At 68.9% G+C, this 479-nt stretch carries 1 protein-coding gene; it reads right to left on the bottom strand.

The features are described from left to right. The coding region (locus JMF97_RS30585; protein ID WP_203224673.1) for a hypothetical protein at positions 1-351 on the bottom strand (351 nt) is incomplete at its 3' end. Between the last annotated feature and the right edge of the window lie 128 nt (positions 352-479).

Here is a 479-nt window from a genome sequence, read left to right as displayed (position 1 = left end):
GGGGGCTGGGGGGGCGGGGGGGGGGGTGTCGTTGTGGGCGGTGAGGGGTGGGGGGCGTGCCTCAGGGTTGAGGAGGTCCAGTTCACCGGCGGGCTGTTCCGGGGCGGGGACGGCCGGGTGCAGCAGTCGGGTGAGTCGTCCGGCGAGGAGTGCGGCGGTGTGCTCGTCGAACAGGTCGGTGGCGTATTCGAGGGCGCCGTCGAGTCCGGCGGGTGCGCCGGTGGCGTCGGTCAGCGCACCGACGGACAGGGTCAGGTCGAACTTGACGGTACCGATGGCCAACGGGATGTCGCTGCCGGCGAAGGGTGAACCCGGGGTGTCGGCCGGAGCGGCGTTGTTGACCATCAGCATCTGTCTATTAGACACATAACACGGCGATCTGGTGGAACTCCACCAGGTGCCGGACGGCGTACACGGTCTCCGCCGGTACCAACAGGATGTTCGGGGCGATGGAGAACGGCCTAGGGAAACCGGCCAAC

The organism is Micromonospora fiedleri (genome assembly GCF_016774385.1).
GTDB classification, from domain to species: domain Bacteria; phylum Actinomycetota; class Actinomycetes; order Mycobacteriales; family Micromonosporaceae; genus Micromonospora; species Micromonospora gifhornensis.
This window is presented reverse-complemented; position numbering and strand designations above follow the sequence as displayed.